The sequence below is a fragment of the Paracoccus sp. (in: a-proteobacteria) genome (assembly GCF_030538655.1).
In the GTDB taxonomy this organism is placed as follows: Bacteria; Pseudomonadota; Alphaproteobacteria; order Rhodobacterales; family Rhodobacteraceae; genus Paracoccus.
In genome coordinates this window covers 38,747-59,656 of record NZ_JAUNTO010000018.1, presented here as the reverse complement: position 1 = coordinate 59,656, position 20,910 = coordinate 38,747, and the positions used below count along the sequence as shown (strand labels likewise).

The following is a 20,910-nucleotide window of genomic DNA, read 5'->3' as shown; positions in this document are numbered from 1 at the left end:
CTGGCACCTCCTGAATCATCGAACAAGGTTATAATCAATGGGTCCTGAACCTAGAGGTGATCCCGTTCAGAAATTCCGGCGATGCGATTGCCAAAGCTACCGAACTAGAAACTTCAAGTTCAAGTTTTAATGCTGTGTACGTCAGGACAAGTAATCCGAAACAGCTACGATCAGCATATCGAAATTATTTCAACGATCCTATCGACGTTGTGAAAATCATTCAAGAAGAAGGCGAGGTCGTGATGTCCGAATGAATGGCGCCTGGGCCATAAATCGCTTGAAACCGTGACGCGAGCTTCAGTTTGGGCAATGCCCGCTTCCTGCACATCGCCGCCATCAGTCACGATCGCAGCGAAAGACCGCTTCCCACTCACATCTGGCTCAAACCGTTCACCACAACCGATCGAACCGCCGCGGTGCAGCACGCGCATAGTGCGCCGAGTGTCGGGGGTCTCGGTGGCCAAATAGTCTTGGATAAGTCGCAGGTCATAGCCCCGATTGGCCAGTGCGAGGCCGCAAGAATGGCGCAGCACGTGCGGGTGCCCAAAAGCTGCGGGCCGATGCACGTTATAAAAACGGCATGCACGCCCAAAATTCCATGCCATACTCCCGGCGTGGAGGGATCATGCAGGACAAAGAACACGCCGCTGAAATTGAACGGGTCATGCGCGGTCAGCAGACGGGCCGCGACGGGGTGGTGCTGGACAGCTGGCGGCGCTGCATCGAAACGCATGGGCTGGACCCGGCGCGGCCCTCGCCCGCGCATATCGTCACCGATGCCGAATTTCGCAGCCGGCGCGAGCAGGCGGGGCAGTTAATCGCCATTGCCCGCTCGGGTCTTGGGGCGCTGTTCCGGCAACTGGCCAGCCAGAATTACGTGCTGCTGCTGGCCGATGCCAAGGGCGTCACGGTCGATTTCTTTGGCCGCCCGCAGCAGCAGGACGAATTGCGCGCCGCCGGGCTGTATCTGGGGTCGGACTGGTCGGAACAGCTGGCCGGAACCTGCGGGGTCGGGGCTTGCATCATGACTGGCGCACCCGTCACGATCCATCAGAGCGATCATTTTGACCTGCATCACACACCGCTGTCCTGCACCGCCGCGCCGATCTTTGACACTTCGGGGACGCTGGCGGCGGTGCTGGATGTGTCACTGCTGCATTCGCCGCTGCCAAAGATCAGCCAGAATCTGGCGATGAACCTTGTCTGCGCGGCGGCGCGGCGGGTCGAGATGGCGAATCTGATGTCCATGACGCGGCGCGACTGGGTGCTGCGGCTGGCCGCCAACCCCGAATTTCTGGAGGTCGATCCCGAAGCGGCCATCGCGCTGGACGCCTCGGGGCAGATCATCGGGCTGACACGGGCGGCGCAGACCGTGCTGGGTCCTGACACGGGCGATCTGATCGGCCAGCGGCTTGATCGGCTGATGGATATCGACATCGATGACCTGCCCGAGCTGATGCGCGGTCGCCCACCCGAGGAACGGGTGATCCGGCTGCGCGACGGGCGGGCGCTGTTCGGCCATGCGATTGCGCCGCAAGCGCCTCGGGTGGCTCGGACGTCGGGGCAGGTGCTGCCGGGCGGGCTGTCCAGCCTTGCCGGGCCTGATCCGGCCATGCAGCAGGTGCTGTCGCGGGCCGCAAAACTGGCGCGGACGCAGATCCCGCTGCTGCTGTCGGGCGAGACCGGCACCGGCAAGGAAAAGCTGGCGCGCGCCATCCACCTGTGCGAGCCGCAATCCCGGCCCTTTATCGCGCTGGATTGCGCCGGGGTTGATCCTGCAGCGATTGCGGCGCTGCGCCCTCAGGCCGGTGATCACGGCACTTTGTTTCTGCGCGGGGCCGAAGATTTGTCGCAAGCCGCGCAGGCGGCGCTGATCCGGCTGCTGACCGATTCCAAGCTGCGCGTCATTGCCTCGACCCGCGGGGAACTGGCTGCGATGACCCGCGAGGGCGCGTTCCGCAGCGATCTGTTCTTTCGAATTGCGGGAACCAGCCTAACGCTGCCCCCCTTGCGGCTGCGTCAGGATTTCGACTGGTTGCTGGAACGGCTGCTGCGGCCACGGAACCCGAATGATCTGCGCCTGACCCCGGCTGCTCGGGCCGATCTGAAATCCCGCCTGTGGCCCGGCAATCTGCGCGAACTGGCCAACACGATCGAGGTGGCGGTCAGCCTGTCGGTCGGCGGCGTGATCGACAGCGGCGATCTGCCCGATCCGGTGCTGGATCAGCCGGGCGGCGACACGAACAGCAGCCTTGAAACGGTGTTAGATGCCTGCGGCTGGAACATGGCGCTGGCCGCCCGGCGGCTGGGGGTGAACCGCTCGACCATCATGCGCCGGGTCAAGCGGGCCGGGCTGACCCCGCCGAACTGACCTGTTGCACACGACCGTTGCGCGGCGTTGCAGATGCAACCGCGCCGCCTGAATTTTCCCGCCGCGCCGCAGCATCCGCTCGAAAATCCTGTCCCGGCCCAGCTCTCGCCCGCAAGCTGATCCCCGGAGGACGAGAGACATGGGAGGAGGAAAACATGCTCGATTCGCATTTGACCGACAGCGTGCAGGCGCTGCTTGATGATTTCGGTGCTGCACTGGCGGCCAAGGATGCCCAACGCGCCGCGCAGATGTTTGTCAGCGATTGTTATTGGCGCGATCTGGTCGCCTTTACCTGGAACCTGCGCACGATGGAGGGGCGCGATCAGGTCGCAGACATGCTGAACAACCAGCTTGCCACGGCGCAGCCGTCCGGCTGGGCGCTGGATGAAAACGAAACGCCCACCCAGGACGATGGCATCACCACCGCCTGGATCCGCTTTGAAACCGCAACGGGGCGCGGCTATGGGCTGATCCGCCTGAAAGAAGGCAAGATCTGGACCCTGCTGACCGCCCTGCAAGAACTGAAAGGGTTCGAGGAATCAAAGGGCGCCAACCGCCCCTTGGGTGCCAAACACGGCGCGGGCAAGAACCGGCTTAGTTGGAAAGAGGAACGCGAAGCCGAGGCGGCCGAGCTTGGCTATACCCGCCAGCCCTATGTTCTGGTCATCGGTGGCGGTCAGGGCGGCATCGCGCTTGGCGCGCGGCTGCGTCAGCTTGGCGTGCCGGCCATCATCATCGACAAGCACGACCGCCCGGGCGATCAGTGGCGCAAGCGATACAAGTCGCTGTGCCTGCACGACCCGGTTTGGTATGACCACCTGCCCTATATCAAATTCCCCGAAAACTGGCCGGTCTTTGCCCCCAAAGACAAAATCGGCGATTGGTTGGAATGGTATACCAATGTGATGGAGCTGAATTACTGGACGAAAAGCGAATGCAAATCGGCCAGATATGACGAGGCGACAAAGGAATGGGTGGTCACCGTTGACCGCGACGGCGAAGAGGTCGTGATCCGCCCCAAGCAACTGGTTCTGGCAACCGGCATGTCGGGCAAACCGCGCATCCCCGAGTTTCCGGGCGCGGATAGTTTTACCGGCGATCAGCACCATTCATCGCAGCACCCCGGCCCGGACGCGTATGCGGGCAAAAAGGTGGTGATTATCGGGGCGAATAACTCGGCCCATGATATTGCCGCCGCGCTTTGGGAACATGATGCCGATGTCACGATGGTGCAGCGGTCATCGACCCATATCGTCCGGTCGGATTCGCTGATGGAAATCGGCCTTGGCGCGCTTTATTCCGAAGAAGCGGTCAAGAATGGTGTGACCACCGAAAAGGCCGATCTGATCTTTGCCTCGCTGCCTTACAAGATCATGCATCAGTGGCAGATCCCGCTGTATGAGCAGATGAAGGAACGCGACAAGGATTTCTATGCCGGGCTGGAAAAAGCCGGGTTCAAGCTGGATTGGGGCGACGACGGGTCGGGCCTGTTCATGAAATATCTGCGGCGCGGGTCCGGCTATTACATCGACGTCGGCGCCAGTCAGTTGATCATCGACGGCGAAATCAAGGTGGTGCAGGGCGATGTCGCGCAGATCACGCCCGAGGGGGTCGAACTGACCTCGGGCCAGACACTGCCCGCCGATCTGATCGTCTATGCCACCGGCTATGGCTCGATGAACGGCTGGGCCGCTGATCTGATGGGTCAGGATGTGGCTGATCGCGTCGGCAAGGTCTGGGGTCTGGGGTCAGACACCACCAAAGACCCCGGCCCGTGGGAGGGTGAGCAGCGCAACATGTGGAAACCGACTCAGCAAGAAGCCCTGTGGTTCCACGGCGGCAACCTGCACCAGTCGCGGCATTATTCGCTGTATCTGGCGCTGCAACTCAAGGCGCGGATGGAGGGGATCGAAACCTCCGTCTATAAATTGCAGGACGTCCATCACCTGTCGTGACCGGCCTTTATGTCCGGGGCGGCACCGCCCCGGACAAGTCAATCTTTTGAAAACAGGAGGTATATTATGACCACGACAGGAAAGCCCCTGACGGGCAAGGTGGCGATGATTACGGGCGGTGCGCGCGGCATCGGGCTGGGCATCGCGAAACGGCTGGCAGCAGATGGCGCGAAAATCGCGCTGGTCGATCTGAACGAAGACAACCTGCGCACGGCGGCACAGGGTTTTGACAGCCCCATTGCCATTCGGGCCGCCGATGTGACGCGCCGCGATCAGGTCGCCGCCGCCATCGACTTTGCCGAGGCGGAACTGGGCGGCTTTGACATCATGATCAACAATGCCGGCATCGCGCAGGTTCAGCCCATTTCCGAAATCACCGAAGAGGAAATGGACCGCGTTCACGCCGTGAACGTCAAAGGCGTGCTGTGGGGTATTCAGGCCGCAGCGGCCAAGTTCAAGGCCAATGGCACCCGCGGCAAGATCATTTCGGCGGCCTCTATCGCGGCGCATGAAGGATATGCGATGCTGGGCGCCTATTGCTCGACCAAATTCGCCGTGCGCGCACTGACACAGGTCGCGGCCAAGGAACTCGCCGCCGATGGCATCACCGTCAACGCCTACTGCCCCGGCGTCGTCGGCACCGACATGTGGCAGGAAATCGACGCCCGCTTTGCCGAACTGACTGGCGCCGAAAAAGGCGAAACCTTCAAGAGATTCTGCGACTCTATCGCGCTTGGCCGGTCGCAAACGCCCGAGGATGTCGCCCAGCTGGTCGCCTATCTGGCCGGGCCTGACAGCGACTACATGACTGGCCAGTCGATCGTCATCGACGGCGGCATGGTCTTTCGCTGAACCCTCAACATAAGGAATTATCATCAAGAAAGCGGCACGTTGGTATGCCGCCAAGGATATTCACGTCGAAGAGGTTGATGAACCGGCCCCCGGTCCGGGCGAGGTCAAGATCAAGGTCGCATGGACCGGGATCTGCGGCAGCAATCTGCATGAATATCTGGCCGGGCCAATTTTCGTGCCGGTCGATCAGCCCCACCCGCTGAGCGGCGGTCAGGCGCCCATCACCATGGGTCACGAATATTGCGGCACGGTCAGCGAACTGGGTGCAGGGGTCGAGGGGCTGGCCATTGGCGACCCTGTCGTAATCGAGCCGATCTTCGCCTGCGGTGACTGCCCCGCCTGCCGGGACGGCAAATACAACCTGTGCGACCGTCTTGGCTTTGTCGGGCTGTCGGGTGGCCATAGCGGTTTCGCCGCCTATTGGGTCGTGCCTGCGCGGATGGTTCACAAGATGCCAGACGGGCTGTCACTGGAACAGGGCGCCTTGATCGAACCGGCAGCGGTCGCGCTGCACGCCGTCCGACTGAGCAAGATCAGGGCGGGCGAGAAGGCCGCCGTCTTTGGCGCAGGGCCGATTGGCCTGCTGACGCTTGAGGCGCTGCGGATCAGCGGGTCTTGCCGCTGCTGGGACACGCCCCTTTTGGCGATGCCCGCGACGGGCTGACCGTGGGCCATCTGCTGACGATGCAAACCGGGCTGGCCAGCACCTCGGGCGCGAATTACGGCGCCTGGGTCAGCAGCCGCGACTGGGTGGAATCGGCTCTGGCCCGGCCCGAGGGTGCGCCGGGCGGGCGGTTCATCTATTCCACCGGCGGCTGGCATGTGCTGGGTGCGGCCTTGGCGCGGGCCTCGGGGATCAGCCTGCATGCCATGGCGCGCGATTGGCTGAGGGCACCGCTGGACATCGCCATTCCGCGCTGGATCGCCGATTCGCAGGGGCGCTATCTGGGGGGCAATGATATGGCGGTCAGTCCGCTTGCGCTGGCCCGAATCGGGGATATGGTGCTGAACGGCGGGCGGATGGGTGACCGGCAGGTGGTCAGCCGCGCATGGATTACGGCGTCGATGCAACCGCGCACCCGGTCACCATTTTCGGGCGATCAATACGGCTATGGCTGGTTTCTGACCCGGCTGGACGGTCAGCCCGCCGCCTATGCGCGCGGCTATGGCGGGCAGATGCTGGTCGTGGTGCCCTCGCGCCGGTTAAGCATCGCCATCACATCCGATCCCGACCGCCCGGCGCGAGGTGAGGGTTATTTCGGCGAATTGCGCCGCCTTGCCGACCGGATCACCGCCGCCGCCTGAAGGGTCGCTGATGAAAACCGCCTTGATGACCCTGACTGTTGTCGCCCTGTTTCCCCCGATCCTGCGCGCCGAGGACAAGATGCCCAGCCTGACCCTGAGCACCCGTGATGCCGTGTTCCAGATCACCCTGAACGACAGCGCGACGGCGCGTGATTTTGCCGCTCTGCTGCCTTTGGATATTGAGCTGAGCGATTACAACCGCGTCGAAAAGGTCTTCAGCCTGCCGCGCCGTCTGACCACCCAGGGCGCGCCCGAGGGATATGATCCCGCGCCGGGCGATGTGGCGCTGTTCGCGCCCTGGGGTAATATCGTGCTCTATTACGGTGATGCCCCCTGGTATCGCGGCATCGTGCCCATCGGTCGGTTTGGCGGCGATCTGGATGCGCTGTCGCGCGCCGATGGTCCGGCGGTGATCCGCGCCGATTGATGGCGCTTTGCGCGGGCTTGGCTCTGGCGTCGGGTGGGGATTTTCCCTAAACCGCCCGCAACCAAACAGGAGCCGCCCATGCTGACGCTTTCGCTGATCGCCGCGCCATCGGTCGCCAATCTGGAATCGGCGCTGATCGACAGCCTGCGCCGGTCGTGGGGCGGGGCGGATGTGCGCTGGCTGAACCCCGGTATCGCGGCGGAATTCCAGATGCCCGCCATGCCCGGCGATCTGGATCAGGTGGCCGGTGATCTGCAAACCATCGGTATTGATCTGGCAGTGCAGCCGACCCATGGGCGGCGCAAGCAGGTGCTGCTGGCCGATATGGACAGCACGATGATCGGGCAGGAATGTATCGACGAACTGGCCGCGATGGCAGGCGTGGGCGACCGCGTGGCCGCGATCACCGAACGGGCCATGAACGGCGAGCTGAACTTTCACGAGGCGCTGATCGAGCGTGTGGGCCTGCTGGCGGGTCTGCGCGAAGGGGTGATTCAGGACGTGCTGGACAATCGCATCACCCTTGCCCCCGGCGGGGTGGAACTGGTGACGACGATGCGGGCGCATGGGGGCTATGCCGCGCTGGTCTCGGGCGGGTTTACGGCGTTCACGGGGCCGGTGGCGGCGGCGCTTGGCTTTGACGAGCATCGGGCGAATACGCTGTTGGCCGATGACGGAGTGCTGACCGGCCATGTCGCCCTGCCAGTGCTGGGGCGCGAAGCCAAGGTCCAGGCGCTGCATGACATCGTGGCGGCGCGGGGTCTGACGGCGGCGGATGTGATCGCGGTGGGGGACGGCGCTAACGATCTGGGGATGCTGGCCGAGGCGGGCACCGGCGTCGCCCTGCACGCCAAGCCGGTGGTGGCCGCGCAGGCGCAGGTGCGCATCAACCACGGCGATCTGACGGCGTTGCTGTATCTGCAAGGCTACAGCAACGCCGAATTCGTCAGCCCGGTGGGCTAATCTGCGGGTCTGCGGGCGGATTTTCGTGCGTGCGGTTGCGTGGGGATTGGGCAGGCAAGGCGCGGCCTTGTGCCGTCTGGATCAGACGCGCAGCATGGCGGTGATCGTGGCGGCTGGGGCGGCGATGGCCTGTGCCGCGCCGGTTCCGGCCCAAAAGGCGCCATAGCCGCTGTCGCCTGCCGCTGATGCCGCGGCGTGCAGCGCTTTGCCCACCGAATAGGGCAGGGGATAGTCGGGCGCGTTTGTGGCCTCGATTGCCGTGAACCTGTTCAGCAGACAGCGTGCCGGGCGGCCGGATATGGCGCGGGTCATCTGTGTTTGCCCACCGGCCAGTGCCGCGCGATGTGCGGGGGGCGTGCCGCATTCATCGGCGTTCAGATAGGCGGTGCCGCATTGCACCGCCACGGCCCCGGCATCGCGTGCTGCCTGTGCGTCAGCGGCGGACATGATGCCGCCTGCGGCGATCACCGGCACGCCCACACGCGCCAGTTGCCGGGTCAGGTCCAGCGTTGACAGCCGCTCGTCCGGGCCATCGGTGTCAAAGATGCCGCGATGCCCACCCGCCTGCCAGCCTTGGGCGATCAGCGCGCGGATGCCGGATCGGGTCGCCAGACGCGCCTCGGGTTCCGATGTGGCGGTGGCGATCAAGGTGGCACCGGTGTCTGTCAGCGTGGCGATCTGATCGGCGCGGGGCAGGCCGAAATGGACCCCGATCACGGCAGGGCGTGCCGCCAGCACGGTGCGAAACAGCGCGTCGTTGATACGAAAGCTGGTATAGGGGATGGTCAGTTCACCGGGCGGGGTGGCCCCGACACCGGCAAAGGCCGGGCGCAGATGGTCGATCCACGCCGCTTCGCGCGTGGGGTCGCGGCGGGGCGGGGTGTGGCAGAACAGGTTGACGCCGAACGGCCCGTCCCATCGTGCCCGCAGATCGGCCATGGCTGCTGCTGCCCCATCCGCATCCAGCGCCCCGAAGGCCAGCATCGGAAAGCCGCCCGCCACCGCCACCGCCGCCGCCAGAGCCACAGTCGAGGTCCCCGCCATCGGTGCCTGAATCACCCGGTATGCTGCGAAATCCATCAGATCCTCCTGCCCCCGTTGGTGGGCAGTATGGCACTGCTGTGGCCCGCCGGAAAGCCGGGTTTACATTCGATCCCGCCGGGCGCATGTGGCGGGCATGTTTGAACTGACGCTTGATCTGGCCGTGATGTTGATTTTTGCCGCCTTTGCGGCGGGGTTCGTGGATTCCATCGCGGGCGGCGGCGGGCTGATTACCGTACCGGCGCTGTTGCTGGCCGGTATCCCGCCCGCGCAGGCCCTGGCCACGAACAAGGTGCAGGGTGCGTTCGGGGCGGCGACGGCGGCAATCAGCTATGCCCGCGCGGGGCTGGTCGATTTGCGGAGGCAGGGGCGGCTGGCGCTGATTGCCTTTGCGGCGGGGGCTTTGGGCGCGGCGCTGGTGGCCTGGCTGCCGGTGCAGGCGCTGAACTATGTCCTGCCCGCGATTCTGCTGGCGATCGCGGCGTTTTTCGCGCTGAAGCCGGGGCTGAACGATCTGGACCGGGTGCAGCGCATGGGACCGGCGATGTTTGCCGCAACGGTGGTGCCTCTGATCGGGTTTTATGACGGGCTGATCGGGCCGGGGACGGGCGCGTTCTTTATGCTGGCCTTTGTGATGCTGGCCGGATACGGCATCCTCAAGGCGACGGCGCATACCAAGCTGCTGAACTTTGCCTCGAACATGGGCGGGCTGATCGCCTTTGCCATCGCGGGCGCGCCCTTGTGGGCCATCGGTCTGGCGATGGGTGTGGCCCAGATGGCGGGGGCATGGCTGGGGTCGCGGCTGGCGATGCGGATCGGGTCACGGGTGATCAAGCCGCTGCTGGTCATCACATCCACCACGCTGGCGCTGCGGCTGATCTGGCGGCTGATGGCGGAATAGAACCGGCGTCCCCTCTGCCCAGAGGACGCCGGCCGGCAAGACTGCGGCAAGATGCCGGGGACTGGCTGCCGCGCGTGCACCTAAACACGTCCGTGCAAATCTTTCGTGACAGATCAGCCCGCAAAGCCCGGCGCGCGGCGCAATTCGCCGGTCACGATGCCGCGCCAGTTCTTTTGCGGGCCGGTCAGATAGGTGGCGACCACCGGATGATCGGCATCAAGCAGGCCCAGATGCACCAGAATCGCGGTGATCGCCGCCTCGGATGCGCGGGTGCCGCCGTCCATGATCTTCAGCGCGATGCCCAGGCCCCGGTCGGGGGCGATGGCGACAAAGACCGCCTCGGCCCCGGTTTTTACGGCGACGCGGCCACCCATGGCGCGCATCAGATTGGTGCAGGCACGCCCTTCGCCCGCGACCAGTTCGGGGAAGGCGCACATGGCCTGCACCAGCCGTTCCATCGCGCGGCCCCGCGAATCGCCCTGCGGCGCGGCAAAAGCCGCCATCGCGCGGGCCAGCCCGGTGACGGTGCAGGCGTGATTGGGCGCGGAACAGCCGTCGATGCCATAACCGGGGCTGGTTTCGCCGGTGACATCCTCGAAGGCGGATTTGATGGCGGTCTGCACCGGGTGATCGACCTCGATATATTCGGGACCGGCGCGCAGGTGCTGGTTCAGCGTCAGAAAGCCCGCGTGTTTGCCCGAACAGTTGTTGTGCAACTGGCAGGGCGATTCATCTGAACAGGTCAGGCGTTTGTTTTCGTCCTTGTCGGCGGGCATATGTGCGCCACAGCGCAGATCTGATTCGGCCAGCCCGCGCGCTGCCAGCCAGTTGGCCACGCGGCTGGTGTGGATGGCCGCGCCGTTATGGCTGGCGCAGGACAGGGCCAGTTGTTCCGCCGTCAGCCCGGCGGCATCGGCGGCCCCCGATTCCAGCAAGGGCAGGGCCTGTATCATCTTGCACGACGACCGCGGAAAGATCACCGCCCCCGGATCGCCCCATGCGGCCACGATGCCGCGCGCATCGGCCACCACCGCATGGCCCTGATGCACGCTTTCGCGCATCCCGCCGCGCCACAATTCGATCAGATCGGCTGGTGCCATCATGCCCCTCGTTCGTTGTGTATCCCTGACATTCGCGCGATTTCCCGCCAAGGGGCCTTTCTTGCGCAGCAAAAATCGCGCTATTGTCGCGCGAGGTGGTTGAAAACGCCACAGCAATCAGATTCAAAGCCGGTAAACAGGCGAATTTGGCAGGAGGCCAGAGCATGAAACTTACCACGCTGCGGGGCATGACCGCCATCGCGATCCTTGCCGCAGGGATTGGTGCGGCACAGGCGCAGGAATCCACGAATGTCGTTGCCACCGAAGGTGACTGGACGGTATTCGCCGCCGACAGCCCGCGCGAATGCTGGGCGGTGTCGCCGCCGCGCTCCTCGGTGAATACGCGTGACGGGGCGCCGGTGCAGGTGAACCGGGGCGATATTCGCCTGTATGTCGCCTATCGTCCCGGCCAGCAGGGTGAGGTCAGCTTTAGCGGCGGTTATCCCTTTGCCCCCGATTCCACGGTCGAGGTGGATGTGGGCGGCGCCAAGTTCAACCTGTTCACCGAAGGTGAAAGCGCCTGGACCGGCAGTGCCGATGATGATGCGCGGCTGATTTCGGCCCTGCGCGCCGGGGCAACGGCGGTGGTGTCGGGCCGGTCGTCGCGCGGGACGCGGACGGTGGATACCTTCAGCCTGGCCGGGATTACGGCGGCGACCAACACCGCCCGGTCGCGCTGTCAGTAACCGGCACCCGCGCCCCAAGGCCGGGGGCGCTTCGCCCCCCGGACCCCCAGAGGATATTTACGGACAGAAGATGCGGGCTGGTTGAAAGACCGGCCTGTTTCGCGTATATCCGGGTCTTTCCTCTTAAGAATCCGGTTTGCCCATGTCTGCCCCGATCACTCAGGATGTCGTGACCATCCCCCGCAAGCTGTCCGACGGCGGGCGGGTAAATATCGTCGGGCTGACCCGCGATCAGTTGCGCGCGGCCTTGATCGAGGCGGGGACGCCGGAAAAGCAGGCCAGGATGCGGGTCGGGCAGGTCTGGCAGTGGATCTACCATTGGGGTGTGCGCGATTTCGCGCAGATGACCAATCTGGCCAAGGATTACCGCGCCCTGCTGGCCGAGCGGTTCGAGATCGCCTTGCCCGAGGTGGTGACGCGGCAGGTCTCGGCCGATGGCACCCGCAAATATCTGCTGCGCATCGCCGGTGGGCACGAGGTCGAGGCGGTTTACATCCCCGAGGAAAACCGTGGCACCCTGTGTATCAGTTCTCAGGTCGGCTGCACGCTGACATGCAGTTTCTGCCACACCGGCACGCAAAAGCTGGTGCGCAACCTGACCGCCGGGGAAATCGTCGGGCAGGTGATGGTGGCGCGGGATGACTTGGGCGAGTGGCCGCAGCCCGGCGTGCCCAAGGACGAAACCCGTCTGGTCAGCAATGTCGTGCTGATGGGCATGGGCGAGCCGCTGTATAATTTTGAATCGGTGCGCGATGCCATGCAGGTGGTCATGGATGGCGAAGGCATCAGCCTGTCGCGCCGCCGCATCACCCTGTCCACCAGCGGCGTGGTGCCGGAAATCGCCCGCACGGCGCAGGAAATCGGCTGTCTGCTGGCCGTATCGTTCCACGCCACCACCGATGAGGTGCGCGACCGTCTGGTTCCAATCAACAAACGCTGGAATATCGACACGCTGCTGGGTGCGCTGCGTGATTACCCGCGCCTGTCCAACAGCGAGCGGATCACCTTTGAATATGTCATGCTGGACGGCGTGAATGACAGCGATGATGACGCGCGCCGTCTGGTCAAGCTGATCCGCGGCATTCCGGCCAAGATCAACCTGATCCCGTTCAACGAATGGCCCGGCGCGCCCTATAAGCGGTCGTCCTGGGACCGGATCGAGGCGTTCGCCGACATCATCTACAAGGCCGGTTACGCCAGCCCGATCCGCACCCCCCGCGGCGAGGACATCATGGCCGCCTGCGGGCAGTTGAAATCCGCGACCGAGCGGGGGCGCAAATCGGCGGCTCAGATCGCGGCAGAGGCTGCACGGTAATCAGCGCGGCTTGGGTGCCCAGTTGTCGATGATGGCCACCGCCTCCTCGGCGGTTTCGACATAGCGCATCAGGTTCAGATCCTCGGCGTATATGGTGCCGGATTCGGCCAGCGCATCCCAGTTGATGATGCCGTCCCAGAATTCACGCCCGAACATCAGCACCGGCACCCGCCGCATGCGCTCGGTCTGGATCAGGGTCAGCGTCTCGAACAATTCGTCCAGCGTGCCAAAACCGCCGGGGAACACCGTGATCGCCCGCGCCCGCATCAGGAAATGCATCTTGCGGATGGCGAAATAGTGGAAATTGAACGACAGTTCCGGGGTGACGTAAATATTCGGCGCCTGTTCATGCGGCAAAACAATGCCCAGACCGATGGATTCGCCCCCCGCCTGTTGTGCGCCCAGATTGCCCGCCTCCATTACGCCGGGTCCGCCGCCGGTGCAGATCACAAAGTCGCGCCCGCCGGTGGCAAGGCTGCGCTCGGTTATCATCCGCGCAAAGATCCGCGCCTGTTCGTAATATCTCGACAAAGCGGCCAGCATCGGCGTGCGCGCCGACCCGGCATCCTGCGGCGCGGGAATGCGGGCGCCGCCGAACATCACCACGGTCGATTCGATGCCATGTTCATCCATCAGCATCTGCGGTTTCAGCAACTCCAGTTGCAGCCGCACCGGGCGCAATTCCTCGCGCATCAGAAAGTCGCGGTCGGTATAGGCCAGACGATAGGCGGGCGACCGGGTCTGCGGCGTATCAGCAATGCGGGTGGCGCGGGCGGCATCCTCGTCGCTGTGGGTCAGGGCGTGGGCACGGTCGTCGTCCGGCGTCATCGGAACCTCTTGTTTTGCGAACCCGGCGCATTGCACGGGCCTTTGCCCCCGCTTATAGCCCAAAGGCAGAATTTGCCACCCGGAGACACGCCATGACCACCGATCTTGAAACCGCCATCGAAGCCGCGTGGGAAAAGCGCGACCAGATTACCCCCGAGACCAAAGGCAAGACGCGCGATGCGGTCGAAGAAACGCTGAACGCGCTGGACAGCGGCGCGCTGCGCGTGGCCGAACCGCGCGGGGGTGACTGGCATGTGAACCAATGGGCGAAAAAGGCCGTGCTGCTGTCGTTCCGGCTAAACGATATGGAAAAGCACGCCGGCGGCCCGCAGGGCGGCACCTGGTGGGACAAGGTGGACAGTAAATTCGCAGGCTGGAAGAAAAAAGACTGGCAGGCCGCCGGTTTCCGTGCCGTCCCGAACGCCATCGTTCGCAAGTCGGCCTATATCGGCAAGGGCGTGGTGCTGATGCCGTCCTTCGTGAACCTCGGTGCTTATGTGGATGAAGGCACGATGGTTGACACATGGGCCACCGTTGGTTCCTGCGCGCAGATCGGCAAGAACGTGCACCTCTCTGGCGGCGTCGGCATCGGCGGTGTGCTGGAACCGATGCAGGCCGGCCCGACCATTATCGAGGACAACTGCTTTATCGGTGCCCGTTCCGAGGTGGTCGAGGGCTGCATCATCCGCGAAGGCTCGGTCCTTGGCATGGGCGTGTTCATCGGCAAATCAACGAAAATCGTTGATCGCGAAACCGGCGAAGTCATGTATGGCGAAGTTCCCGCCGGTTCGGTCGTCGTCGCCGGTTCGATGCCATCGAAAAACGGTGTGAACCTCTATTGCGCCGTGATCGTGAAACGCGTCGATGCGCAAACCCGGTCAAAAACCAGCATCAACGAGCTGCTGCGCGACTAAAGCAGGCATCTTTTGTCCTTAAATATCCTCTGGGGGTCTGGGGGGCGAAGCGCCCCCAGCCGTCGGGGGTAACGCCCAAAACCTGCCTCCAACGGATCAATCTTTCCAGCCAGGCTGAACCTTGGCCCCGGCGATTTCGGGGCAGATGCGCAGGTCATGGCATAACTATGCTGTCCGTCCGTGGTGATCTGATAGATCAGCGGGCCGGGCGGATTATGGATCAGCCATTCATCGACCGGCCACCCCTTTGCAAAATTCGGGATACGGTCGCGTTCATAGATGCTGCTCCACCCATGACGGGCATAGCGGCGCAGTCGCCCTTCAACACAGCGAAATTCACCGCTGACCCAATGCGCGAAAAGATGCTGTGCAGGGCGACATTGCTGCTGAGCTGATCGACCGAAACAGCGCAGGGGCCGGCGGGAAAACCCATTGCATGGTAATGTGGCGATGCAGCTTGATCCGGGGCAAGCCGGTTATCAATTCATCGGTCAGGAACAACTGCCCGCCGCTGATTTCCCAGATGCAGATATAGCCTTTGCTGTTGGCGGTGCGGTAATGGGCCGTCACAGGGTGCCGCGCCTTGGCGCGGCGGTTCAGATGCGGCATCAGCGGGTGAGCGCAGCCCATCGTTTGGCCGTGACGGATCAGCAAATCACGGATCTGAGTGGTTATTTCACCTCATCTTTGGGATAAGACAGCATAGCGGATTTGCCGCGCTCCGACAAATTGCCATCTGCCGGACAGCATATAAAATTATTCCACCCCCAGCCGCAGTTCCACCCAAACCAGCCGATGCGCAGACACGGCCGCCACCGCCGCCCCCAGCGGCGTGTCCGGGTCGGGCCAGACCACGCCAGCCGCCGCCACCTCGACCCCGCGCGCGGGCAGCACATAGGACACCCGCAGGTTCCCCGGTGCGCGGTCAGGCCACCAGGCCGTGTCCAGCGCCGGATCACCGCTGTGACCCTCGTCATGTGGCCCTTGCGGCACTGGCCAGTTGCCGCGCGGCTGCGGGTCTTGGGCGGCGGCGATCAGCGCGCGGATCGCCTCGTGCCGGCCGTTGCCGTCGTTCGGATCAAGGTTGGCATTGCCCGCCAGAACAAAGGGCGCGTCGGGCAGATGGTGCAGCCAGAACATCGCCTCGTCATGGTTGCGCCGCGCGTTCCGCTCGCCCCCGTCGCGGCCAAAGACCGGCGGTGTCGCCGACCATGCCAGCAGATGCAGCACTCCGGCCCCGGTCTGCACCGGCACATCCCAATGCGCGGTGGATGACAGGCGCTGCACCTGCGCTACCTGCGGCGGGGTATCATCGGGCATCAGATTGCCCGGCAGATTGCGCCACAGCACCGCTGAATAATCCGTCACCGCACCCAAGGGCAGCCGTGACAGCACCGCCATGCCGCCCGCACCGCGAAACTGGCCAAAGCCCTGCGCGTCATCAGGGCGACCGCTGCGGCCATCGCCGTCCATGTCGATGCCGGTGGCCAGCCCGCTGTTGGGCGGCCCGGCAAAGCGATGCGGATAATCCAGCCCCTGATCCGCCAGCAGGGCGGCAAAGGCATCCAGCGCCAGCCCGTCGTGATCCCAGTCAAAGCTGGTCAGCACGATCACATCGGCCCGCGCCGCCACGATCACCTGCGCGGCGGCGGCGATCTGGTCATCCTTGCCGCTGCGAATGTCGCGCAGCAACAGCCCCGGCCCGCGCCGGGTCAGCGCAGGGGCATAGGTCGCCACCCTGACCGATCCATCGGCAGGGCCGGGCACATCCGCCCCGGCGGGCAGCGCCAGCAGCGCGGCCAGTGCAACCGCCGCGGCGCGGATCAGACCCAAGGCCGCGCCTGCGCCATCCGCGCCTCGTAATCGTCGATGACGGCGGATTTTTCCATCGTCAGCCCGATGTCGTCCAGACCGTTCAGCAGGCAGTGCTTGCGATGAGGGTCGATGTCAAAGGCATAGGCGGTGCCATCCGCGCCGGTCACGGTCTGCGCCTCAAGATCCACCGTCAGCCGGGCGTTGGCACCGTTGCGGGCGTCCTCCATCAGTGCGTCCACGGCGTCCTGAGGCAGCACCACCGGCAGGATGCCGTTCTTGAAGCAGTTGTTAAAGAAAATATCCGCAAAGCTGGTGGAAATCACGCAGCGGATACCGAAATCCAGCAAGGCCCAGGGTGCATGTTCACGCGACGATCCGCAGCCGAAATTGTCGCCCGCGACGATGATCTGTGCCTCGCGCCAGGCGGGCTGGTTCAGCACGAAATCCGGGATTTCCGCGCCATTCGCATCATAGCGCATCTCGTCGAACAGGTTTTTGCCCAGCCCTGAACGCTGGATCGTTTTCAGGAACTGTTTCGGGATAATCATGTCGGTGTCGATATTGACCAGCGGCATGGGGGCCGCGATTCCGGTCAGTGTGGTGAACTTTTGCATCTGCTTGTCCTTTGTCAGTGGGGCGACGTGGTGGGGCAAGGGCTGGTTTCACACCCTGCAAAACGCCGAATTTTAGTTAAATGTGCGAACATAACCCTCTTGGGTTTTGTCCAATTTGATTGTAAAGACGAATAATTCAAGCTGGTTAGCGGGGATAGCGTGGATTTCACGCGAATCATGGATTGCGTGCAGCGCAACTGGGCACCCGGTGCGGTTGGCCCCGCGACCAGCGATTGGCTGGTGTCGCTGATCTGCCTTGGCTGCGCCGTTACCAGCTTTGCCGTCGTGCGCCGTCAGGGTCGCGCGGCAGGGCGGGTTTTCTGGACCCTGCTGGGTATCATGCTGTCGCTGCTGGTCGTTGCCCGCATCTTTGATCTGGATACCGGCCTGTCGGCGGCGGGCCGCTGTTTTGCCCGTGTCGGCGGCTGGTATGCCGACCGGCAAGAGGTGCGGCAAACGCTGATGCTGTGGGTGCTGGCGGCGGCGGGACTGGTGACGGCAGGTATCATGCTGACCCTGCGCGGACGGCTGCTGCGCAATATTCCGGCGCTGATCGGGCTGGGGTTGCTGCTGGCTGTGATCGGGCTGCGCGTCATCAGCGCCCATAGCGTCGATGCCTGGCTGCATGGATATGTGGCCGGGGTGCCGCGCCATGTCGGGCTGGACCTGCTGGCGCTGTCGATCATCGGGGTGTCGTTGCTGTGGCATATGAACGCCCCCCGGCCCATGCGGCGGCGTCGCCGCCGACATGGATCGCGGGGGGAACCCCTCAGGCGGAAACGGCGGTCATCGCGCGGACGTCCGTCAGATGGCCCGCTACCCCGGCAGCCGCAGCCATCGCAGGTGACATAAGGTGGGTGCGCCCCTTATAGCCCTGCCGCCCTTCAAAATTGCGGTTGCTGGTGGCGGCGCAGCGTTCGCCGGGTGACAACTGGTCGGGGTTCATGCCCAGACACATCGAACAGCCCGCCAGACGCCATTCAAAGCCTGCGTCGATGAACACCTGATCCAGACCTTCTTCCTCGGCCTGCGCGCGCACAAGGCCCGAGCCTGGCACAACCATACCGCGCACACCCTGCGCCAGATGGCGGCCGCGCAGGATGTCGGCGGCGGCGCGCAGATCCTCGATCCGGCCATTGGTGCAGGACCCGATGAACACCGCGTCGATGCGGATCTGATCCAGCGGGGTGCCGGGTTCCAGCCCCATATAATCCAGTGAACGGCGTGCGGCATCGACCTTGCCGCCGGTGAAATCCTCGGGCGCGGGCACCGCCGCCGTGATCGGCAAGGCGTCCTCGGGCGAGGTGCCCCAGGTGACGGTCGGCGCGATGTCCTCGGCCCGGATCGTTATCACCTTGTCGAACTGCGCGCCTTCATCGGTGTGCAGCGTGCGCCACCAGTTCACGGCGGCTTCCCAGGCTGCGCCCTTGGGCGCATGGGGGCGGCCCTGCACATAGTCAAAGGTCGTCTGATCCGGCGCGATCAGCCCGGCGCGGGCGCCGCCTTCGATGGCCATGTTGCAGATGGTCATGCGGCCTTCCATCGACAGGCTGCGGATCGCCTCGCCGCAATATTCGATGACATGGCCGGTGCCGCCCGCCGTGCCGGTGACGCCGATGATATGCAGCACGACATCCTTGGCGGTGACGCCGGGCGACAGCTGCCCGGTGATTTCCACCTTCATGTTTTTCGATTTTTTCTGGATCAGCGTCTGTGTGGCCAGCACATGTTCCACCTCGGACGTGCCGATGCCATGGGCCAGCGCGCCAAAGGCCCCGTGGGTCGAGGTGTGGCTGTCGCCGCAGACCACCGTCATGCCGGGCAGGGTCCAGCCCTGTTCGGGGCCGATGATATGCACGATGCCCTGACGGATGTCGGTCACGGGGTAATAGTTCACCCCGAATTCGCGGGCGTTGTGATCCAGCGCATCGACCTGAATGCGCGATTCTTCGTTGTCGATGCCGTTTTCGCGGTCCCATGTGGTGGGCACGTTATGGTCGGGCACGGCGATGGTCTTTTCGGGCGCGCGCACCTTGCGCCCGGTCATGCGCAGCCCCTCGAACGCCTGTGGGCTGGTGACTTCGTGGACCAGATGGCGGTCGATATACAGCAGGCAGGTGCCGTCGGGCTGCTGATCGACGACATGGGCATCCCAGATTTTATCGTAAAGCGTGCGGGGCGCGCCCGCGGGATTGGTGCCGGTCATGGGTTTGGCTTTCGTAAAGATGGCAAGGGGCAGGGCGGATCAGGGCAGGCACGGCCATCAGCCCCGCGCGGTCACGCCCAGAATTTCGCCGTAGAACCGCCCTGGCAGACGGGCGCGGTCATGTATGTCGAAAAAACGCATCATTACTGATGATTTTATGTCCTGCGCCCTCTTGTGACAAGGGGGATGTGCAGGCCAAAGCCGGGTCGCGGGGCGGGCAGCGGCAGCCCCGCGACCGGGCAGCGGGCGGAAAATCCGCATCCGGCAGGCAATTTCACCGCGCCGGATTGAGAAAGGACAAAAAACTGCTATCTTTAAGGGAACCCGGCGCCGGGGCAATCGGCGCGATGAACGGAGGATGACCCCCTGTCCCGACCCGTCCCGACGGCTGAACAGCCGACCGCGACCACCGCAGGCACCGAACCCGGCAGCGATCAGGTTCTTGCCCGTGTTCTGTCCTCGCTCGAGGATGACAAGGCCGAAGATGTCGTGACCATCGACCTGCGCGGTCGTTCGGCCATGGCCGATCACATGGTCATCGCATCCGGGCGCAACGCCCGGCAGGTGGCCACCATCGCCGAAAAGCTGGCCGAACGCTTTAAAGAGGCGACAGGCCGCACCCCCCGGATCGAGGGGAAAGACGCAGGCGACTGGGTTCTGATCGACACCGACGATGTGATCGTCCATGTCTTCCGCCCCGAGGTGCGCGAGTTTTATCAGCTTGAAAAGATGTGGCTGCCCTCGGATGCGCTGTCGCGTCTGCGCGAGGATCAGCCACACTGATGCGGATTGCGATTGCCTTGCTGGGCGGGCTGATGGTGCTGTCGGCCTGTTCGTCCCAGCCCCGCGCCAAGGCGGCGGCCAGCACGGGCACCGTGGTGCGGATGACCTGCCCGACACCCGGCGCGCATCCGGCGTCTTTCGGTGTGGCGCCGACCATGCAGGACCGTGTGCGTCAGCCGGCCTATTGGCGCTATCTGGTCGCGCATGGCACGAATGCCGAACTGGCCTTTGCGCTGCGCTTTGCCGGGGAGCGGCGCGATGTGGCCATACCGCCTGATCTGGTTGCCATCGGGCGGCAGGCGCAGGCGTTCCGCCGCGCGAACCGCTGCGCCGATCTGCCCGACAATCCGCTGATCTGATCCGATGCGCATTACCCTGCTGGCGGTCGGGCGGCTGCGGTCAGGCCCGGAACAGGCGCTGATCCACGACTATCTGGACCGTTTCGCCAAGACCGGCCGCCCCCTGGGCCTGCCCCCGGTCCAGATCACCGAGGTCGAGGATAAAAAAGGCGGCGGCATGGCGGCCGAGGCATTGCTGCTGACCCGTGCCATCCCCGAAGGCGCCGCGCTGGCGGTGATGGACGAACGCGGCGCGCAGATGACTTCGCCCGAATTTGCCACGCGGCTGGCCGGGTTTCGCGATCAGGCGCGCGATCTGTGCTTTGTCATCGGCGGGGCCGACGGGCTGGACCCGGCGATCCGCAACCGCGCCGACTGGCAGATCAGCCTTGGCCGGATGGTCTGGCCGCATATGCTGGTGCGGGTGATGCTGTCGGAACAGCTTTACCGCGCCGCCAGCATTCTGGGCGGCAGCCCCTATCACCGCGCCTGAGCG

The 20,910-nt window shown here is 64.4% G+C and carries 23 protein-coding genes; 15 read left to right on the top strand and 8 right to left on the bottom strand.

The genetic code is table 11. The features are described from left to right. Positions 1–170: 170 nt before the first annotated feature. Complete coding sequence (locus tag Q4G22_RS12250) at positions 171–605, bottom strand: hypothetical protein (RefSeq protein ID WP_303386181.1); 435 nt, start codon at positions 603–605, stop codon at positions 171–173. 20 nt (positions 606–625) lie between these two features. On the opposite strand from Q4G22_RS12250, the gene Q4G22_RS12245 reads away from it, so the two are divergent. From Q4G22_RS12245 to serB, 7 genes are all read left to right on the top strand, one after another. Continuing rightward, a complete protein-coding gene (locus Q4G22_RS12245) occupies positions 626–2,371 on the top strand; it encodes a sigma-54-dependent Fis family transcriptional regulator (RefSeq protein ID WP_303386180.1) in 1,746 nt (581 codons plus the stop codon). A 155-nt stretch (positions 2,372–2,526) separates the two neighbouring features. Next, a complete protein-coding gene (locus tag Q4G22_RS12240; protein ID WP_303386179.1) occupies positions 2,527–4,326 on the top strand; it encodes an NAD(P)/FAD-dependent oxidoreductase in 1,800 nt (599 codons plus the stop codon). 66 nt (positions 4,327–4,392) lie between these two features. Further along, entirely contained in the window at positions 4,393–5,178 is a 786-nt protein-coding gene (locus Q4G22_RS12235) for an acetoin reductase (protein WP_303386178.1), read from the top strand. A 16-nt stretch (positions 5,179–5,194) separates the two neighbouring features. Next, positions 5,195–5,842, top strand: a complete 648-nt coding sequence (locus Q4G22_RS12230) for an alcohol dehydrogenase catalytic domain-containing protein (RefSeq protein WP_368661479.1) — start codon at positions 5,195–5,197, stop codon at positions 5,840–5,842. Next, complete coding sequence (locus Q4G22_RS12225; RefSeq protein WP_303386177.1) at positions 5,794–6,483, top strand: serine hydrolase; 690 nt, start codon at positions 5,794–5,796, stop codon at positions 6,481–6,483. The genes Q4G22_RS12230 and Q4G22_RS12225 overlap by 49 nt, the downstream gene beginning before the upstream one ends. Positions 6,484–6,493: 10 nt before the next feature. Beyond that, positions 6,494–6,910 carry a cyclophilin-like fold protein gene (locus Q4G22_RS12220; protein ID WP_303386176.1) on the top strand — a complete coding sequence of 139 codons (417 nt, stop codon included), beginning with the start codon at positions 6,494–6,496 and terminating at the stop codon, positions 6,908–6,910. A 78-nt stretch (positions 6,911–6,988) separates the two neighbouring features. After that, the gene (gene serB / locus Q4G22_RS12215) at positions 6,989–7,873 is read left to right on the top strand and encodes a phosphoserine phosphatase SerB (protein WP_303386175.1); all 885 of its coding nucleotides are present in this window, start codon (positions 6,989–6,991) and stop codon (positions 7,871–7,873) included. Between the two features lie 81 nt (positions 7,874–7,954). On the opposite strand, the gene Q4G22_RS12210 is transcribed toward serB, so the two are convergent. Beyond that, complete coding sequence (locus Q4G22_RS12210; protein ID WP_303386174.1) at positions 7,955–8,953, bottom strand: nitronate monooxygenase family protein; 999 nt, start codon at positions 8,951–8,953, stop codon at positions 7,955–7,957. A gap of 97 nt (positions 8,954–9,050) precedes the next feature. On the opposite strand from Q4G22_RS12210, the gene Q4G22_RS12205 reads away from it, so the two are divergent. After that, positions 9,051–9,815: a TSUP family transporter gene (locus Q4G22_RS12205; RefSeq protein WP_303386173.1), complete on the top strand. Its 765-nt coding sequence runs from the start codon at positions 9,051–9,053 to the stop codon at positions 9,813–9,815. Positions 9,816–9,928: 113 nt separating this feature from the next. On the opposite strand, the gene Q4G22_RS12200 is transcribed toward Q4G22_RS12205, so the two are convergent. Then, positions 9,929–10,918 carry an asparaginase gene (locus tag Q4G22_RS12200; RefSeq protein ID WP_303386172.1) on the bottom strand — a complete coding sequence of 330 codons (990 nt, stop codon included), beginning with the start codon at positions 10,916–10,918 and terminating at the stop codon, positions 9,929–9,931. A 161-nt stretch (positions 10,919–11,079) separates the two neighbouring features. Between Q4G22_RS12200 and Q4G22_RS12195 the strand changes: the two genes are divergently transcribed. Next, a complete protein-coding gene (locus Q4G22_RS12195) occupies positions 11,080–11,601 on the top strand; it encodes an invasion associated locus B family protein (RefSeq protein ID WP_303386171.1) in 522 nt (173 codons plus the stop codon). Positions 11,602–11,737: 136 nt separating this feature from the next. Continuing rightward, positions 11,738–12,916, top strand: a complete 1,179-nt coding sequence (rlmN, locus tag Q4G22_RS12190) for a 23S rRNA (adenine(2503)-C(2))-methyltransferase RlmN (protein ID WP_303386170.1) — start codon at positions 11,738–11,740, stop codon at positions 12,914–12,916. Here the strand turns inward: rlmN and Q4G22_RS12185 are convergent, their stop codons facing one another. Further along, complete coding sequence (locus tag Q4G22_RS12185) at positions 12,917–13,744, bottom strand: LOG family protein (RefSeq protein ID WP_303386169.1); 828 nt, start codon at positions 13,742–13,744, stop codon at positions 12,917–12,919. It lies immediately after the preceding gene. 92 nt (positions 13,745–13,836) lie between these two features. Here Q4G22_RS12185 and dapD point away from each other — a divergent pair, with 92 nt between their 5' ends. After that, positions 13,837–14,658, top strand: coding sequence for a 2,3,4,5-tetrahydropyridine-2,6-dicarboxylate N-succinyltransferase (gene dapD / locus Q4G22_RS12180; protein ID WP_303386168.1), 822 nt, complete (start codon positions 13,837–13,839; stop codon positions 14,656–14,658). Between the two features lie 336 nt (positions 14,659–14,994). On the opposite strand, the gene Q4G22_RS12175 is transcribed toward dapD, so the two are convergent. The 3 genes from Q4G22_RS12175 to leuD form a co-directional block, all read right to left on the bottom strand. Then, complete coding sequence (locus Q4G22_RS12175; protein ID WP_303386167.1) at positions 14,995–15,288, bottom strand: hypothetical protein; 294 nt, start codon at positions 15,286–15,288, stop codon at positions 14,995–14,997. A gap of 126 nt (positions 15,289–15,414) precedes the next feature. Next, positions 15,415–16,491 carry an endonuclease/exonuclease/phosphatase family protein gene (locus Q4G22_RS12170; RefSeq protein ID WP_303386166.1) on the bottom strand — a complete coding sequence of 359 codons (1,077 nt, stop codon included), beginning with the start codon at positions 16,489–16,491 and terminating at the stop codon, positions 15,415–15,417. Then, the gene (leuD, locus tag Q4G22_RS12165; RefSeq protein ID WP_303386165.1) at positions 16,482–17,087 is read right to left on the bottom strand and encodes a 3-isopropylmalate dehydratase small subunit; all 606 of its coding nucleotides are present in this window, start codon (positions 17,085–17,087) and stop codon (positions 16,482–16,484) included. Before leuD ends, Q4G22_RS12170 begins: the two co-directional genes overlap by 10 nt. A gap of 159 nt (positions 17,088–17,246) precedes the next feature. Between leuD and Q4G22_RS12160 the strand changes: the two genes are divergently transcribed. Then, the gene (locus tag Q4G22_RS12160; RefSeq protein ID WP_303386164.1) at positions 17,247–17,939 is read left to right on the top strand and encodes a hypothetical protein; all 693 of its coding nucleotides are present in this window, start codon (positions 17,247–17,249) and stop codon (positions 17,937–17,939) included. Here Q4G22_RS12160 and leuC read toward each other — a convergent pair. Further along, positions 17,857–19,293: a 3-isopropylmalate dehydratase large subunit gene (leuC, locus tag Q4G22_RS12155; protein ID WP_303386163.1), complete on the bottom strand. Its 1,437-nt coding sequence runs from the start codon at positions 19,291–19,293 to the stop codon at positions 17,857–17,859. The genes Q4G22_RS12160 and leuC overlap by 83 nt on opposite strands. Before the next feature lie 453 nt (positions 19,294–19,746). On the opposite strand from leuC, the gene rsfS reads away from it, so the two are divergent. The 3 genes from rsfS to rlmH are packed head-to-tail and all read left to right on the top strand — an operon-like array spanning position 19,747 to position 20,907. Continuing rightward, positions 19,747–20,076: a ribosome silencing factor gene (gene rsfS, locus Q4G22_RS12150; protein ID WP_303386182.1), complete on the top strand. Its 330-nt coding sequence runs from the start codon at positions 19,747–19,749 to the stop codon at positions 20,074–20,076. Beyond that, positions 20,076–20,435: a hypothetical protein gene (locus Q4G22_RS12145; protein ID WP_303386162.1), complete on the top strand. Its 360-nt coding sequence runs from the start codon at positions 20,076–20,078 to the stop codon at positions 20,433–20,435. The genes rsfS and Q4G22_RS12145 overlap by 1 nt, the downstream gene beginning before the upstream one ends. Before the next feature lie 4 nt (positions 20,436–20,439). After that, on the top strand, positions 20,440–20,907 hold the full coding sequence (rlmH, locus tag Q4G22_RS12140) for a 23S rRNA (pseudouridine(1915)-N(3))-methyltransferase RlmH (RefSeq protein ID WP_303386161.1): 468 nt from the start codon (positions 20,440–20,442) through the stop codon (positions 20,905–20,907). Positions 20,908–20,910 lie beyond the last annotated feature (3 nt).

Bases quoted from the DNA above. Each gene is read 5' to 3' on its own strand.
- leuD (WP_303386165.1), bottom strand. From the start codon at position 17,087: ATGCAAAAGTTCACCACACTGACCGGAATCGCGGCCCCCATGCCGCTG.
- Q4G22_RS12200 (WP_303386172.1), bottom strand. From the start codon at position 10,918: ATGATGGCACCAGCCGATCTGATCGAATTGTGGCGCGGCGGGATGCGC.
- Q4G22_RS12235 (WP_303386178.1), top strand. From the start codon at position 4,393: ATGACCACGACAGGAAAGCCCCTGACGGGCAAGGTGGCGATGATTACG.
- Q4G22_RS12205 (WP_303386173.1), top strand. From the start codon at position 9,051: ATGTTTGAACTGACGCTTGATCTGGCCGTGATGTTGATTTTTGCCGCC.
- leuC (WP_303386163.1), bottom strand. From the start codon at position 19,293: ATGACCGGCACCAATCCCGCGGGCGCGCCCCGCACGCTTTACGATAAA.
- Q4G22_RS12245 (WP_303386180.1), top strand. From the start codon at position 626: ATGCAGGACAAAGAACACGCCGCTGAAATTGAACGGGTCATGCGCGGT.
- Q4G22_RS12145 (WP_303386162.1), top strand. From the start codon at position 20,076: ATGCGGATTGCGATTGCCTTGCTGGGCGGGCTGATGGTGCTGTCGGCC.
- Q4G22_RS12185 (WP_303386169.1), bottom strand. From the start codon at position 13,744: ATGACGCCGGACGACGACCGTGCCCACGCCCTGACCCACAGCGACGAG.
- Q4G22_RS12220 (WP_303386176.1), top strand. From the start codon at position 6,494: ATGAAAACCGCCTTGATGACCCTGACTGTTGTCGCCCTGTTTCCCCCG.
- Q4G22_RS12250 (WP_303386181.1), bottom strand. From the start codon at position 605: ATGGCATGGAATTTTGGGCGTGCATGCCGTTTTTATAACGTGCATCGG.
- serB (WP_303386175.1), top strand. From the start codon at position 6,989: ATGCTGACGCTTTCGCTGATCGCCGCGCCATCGGTCGCCAATCTGGAA.
- Q4G22_RS12240 (WP_303386179.1), top strand. From the start codon at position 2,527: ATGCTCGATTCGCATTTGACCGACAGCGTGCAGGCGCTGCTTGATGAT.
- Q4G22_RS12175 (WP_303386167.1), bottom strand. From the start codon at position 15,288: ATGGGCTGCGCTCACCCGCTGATGCCGCATCTGAACCGCCGCGCCAAG.
- Q4G22_RS12195 (WP_303386171.1), top strand. From the start codon at position 11,080: ATGAAACTTACCACGCTGCGGGGCATGACCGCCATCGCGATCCTTGCC.
- rlmH (WP_303386161.1), top strand. From the start codon at position 20,440: ATGCGCATTACCCTGCTGGCGGTCGGGCGGCTGCGGTCAGGCCCGGAA.
- dapD (WP_303386168.1), top strand. From the start codon at position 13,837: ATGACCACCGATCTTGAAACCGCCATCGAAGCCGCGTGGGAAAAGCGC.
- Q4G22_RS12210 (WP_303386174.1), bottom strand. From the start codon at position 8,953: ATGGATTTCGCAGCATACCGGGTGATTCAGGCACCGATGGCGGGGACC.